Consider the following 2,464-nt stretch of genomic DNA (forward strand, 5'->3'; position numbering starts at 1 on the left):
TGAATCACAACCAAGCCCGGATGAGAATCCTGAATCCCAACAGACCCTAGCCTGAGCACCTCAGAAAAGCACGACGCGCCTTGCGCTCCTAAGAGGGGGCGCGTTATGACCGCTTCAGGCTAGACGCGGCACTGAAGATTGTGGCTCCTGTCTTCGAACCGCCTTGGATGCGAGGCCGAGATAACCCCGGAGCTATCGAGGGCGCCGACATTGCGACGCGACAGGACAACCATGGCTCCGGTCCGTGCGCAGACAAGGAAAGGGATCCGAGGAGCAGAGCGTGAGGCGCAGATGAGCCGGCGGTTTGAGCTTCTCGTCGCTCGGGATCATACGGCAGCCGATCGACTCGTTATCGCTCCGGTAGAATTGCCTTTTATGGGCGAACGCGAGAACGTGTCTCGAGAAGTTCAGATGGTCGACGTCGTCGGATTCCTCATGGTCATCGCAGCATATATGGCGCTACCGAACGACGGAGTGTGGGCTGTTGGAAGATTGATCGCAAACAAGCTGGAGCGGCGGCGAATCGTGCTGCTTTTCAATTCGAAAACATCGGGCAAGACGGCTCCCCAACCGAACTCACGCGACGTGCGCGCTTCGGATCGAGCGAGCATGCCTTACCGCTGCAGTTGCACCTTTTACCGGAGGTTCGCGTGAGTGACAGCAGTAGCGGCTCCAATCAGTGGCCCCGCCCCTATGCGGTGGATAGGCGGCTTTATGAGGACTTCTGGAACTGGCTTGCTGCGAAGCTCCCGGACCGTTGCTCCCGCGGCGCCGACATTGCCGCAGGCGATATGTACGATTTCCTCGAGTGGGTCCGTGAGACCAACAGACCCCCAATGGCCGACCGCATTGCGCGGCCGTCGTTGGATACCGACATGCAAGCCTATGCAGCCGACTATATAGGGCGCGATGTACCGGCGATTGGCGGGTTTCGTAACCGCCTCCTGAACTTGCGAGATATGCTTCGGGACCTGCATTTCGAGAACTGGGCCCGTGAGAGGCATGTGTGGTTTCAGGGCTTTGATGGAGCCGGGCCGTCGTCGGGTAGCCGCAGTAGCAGCGATACCACCGACAGCCGCGGTAGCAGCGGCAGCGGCAACAGTGACAGCAGCAGCAGCGGCAATAGCGGTAACAGCAGCGGCTCCAATCAGGGGCCCGGCCCGTATGACGTGGATTGGCCGCTCCATGAGGACTTTTGGAATTGGCTTACTGAGAAGCTCCCTAACCGCCGCTCCCGCGGCGCCGACCATGCCGCAGGCGATATGTACGATTTCCTCGAGTGGATCCGCGAGACCAACAGACCCCCAATAGTCGACCGGATTGCGCTGCCGTCGTTGGATACCGACGTGCAAGCCTATGCAGCCGCCTATATAGGGCGCGACGCACCCGCGGTTGGCGGGTTTCGTAACCGTCTCCTGAATTTGCGAGATATGCTTCGGGATTTCCACCAGGTTCAATTCGAGAACTGGGCCCGTACGCGCGGTGTGATGTTTCAGGGCTTCGAAGTCGCCGGGCCATCGTCATCACCGCTGGCGCCCACAATGCCGTCGGATCGCCCGACCATTGCAGCCGGCGCAGGGGCTAGGCAGGCAGAGCGTGACTTCGGAGCTTATGTCCTCCCCGGTTGGAGGGGCGGCCTTGCCCCGGACCCACTGATCGCGGAATTGCGAGAAAGCAGCCTCCTTCCGGCGCTGTTGCGGCCACAAAGTGTGCTTATCAACGGTATGCGCTATGCTGCGGTATTGTGGCCAGGGCGGGCGCCCGTGACCCCAAATAATCCGGAAGGCGAAAACTTTATTCTGACCCCTGGATACAGGGAGTTAGGGCTGCAGTCCCACCCTCGAGTTGAGCAGATGAATGAAATCGGACAGTTCCCCGATATCGGAGAGAGACTGGACCCAGGCTGGATCCACGGCCCCCGAGAGGCCGACGACTCCCTGATCAGCGTACTGGGAGACTTCAGACTTCTGCCGACCCCGGAGGTCCCAATGACGCGTTTCTACATCCTGCGTGAGCGGTACACAGCCGAATCGGGACCAGACGGCCGCATCCTTGTCATCCATCGCCCCTAAGTTTGCTAAAGGAACGCGTTTGGGCTGCAAACCTACCTTCGAGTGGAGCAGATGAATGAAGCGGGGCCCCATCGTCTGCTAAGCGTGACGAGACCAGGTTGGATGGCCTGCATTTACGAACTGGTTGACCATACCTCGTGAACAACTCGCGCGGCCTTGCCGATTGTGGCGCGGTACCGCAGCGGTGGTTTGCGCGGCAGCTCATGGCGCGAGGCCGCCAGGAAGATGATGGTGTCGAGTGGCCGTGGGAACTTGGTCCTGAGTCTGCGCCCCGAAGAGATCCTGGCCCCATCGATAAAACTAGTGGTTCATCACAGTAATTTTGACTCTTTGGCGATGGCTGGATATGCGCGGCCGAGTTTGGCGCGGGCTTTGTCGGTTGTGAACATCCA

Annotated in this window: 1 protein-coding gene; it reads left to right on the forward strand. The window is 59.9% G+C overall.

Going from position 1 to position 2,464, the window contains the following annotated elements:
* Positions 1–650: 650 nt before the first annotated feature.
* The gene (locus CQ13_RS10830; protein WP_057842900.1) at positions 651–2,072 is read left to right on the forward strand and encodes a hypothetical protein; all 1,422 of its coding nucleotides are present in this window, start codon (positions 651–653) and stop codon (positions 2,070–2,072) included.
* The last annotated feature ends 392 nt before the right edge of the window (positions 2,073–2,464 follow it).

Origin of the sequence: Bradyrhizobium retamae (assembly GCF_001440415.1) — a bacterium.
Classification (GTDB): Bacteria; Pseudomonadota; Alphaproteobacteria; order Rhizobiales; family Xanthobacteraceae; genus Bradyrhizobium; species Bradyrhizobium retamae.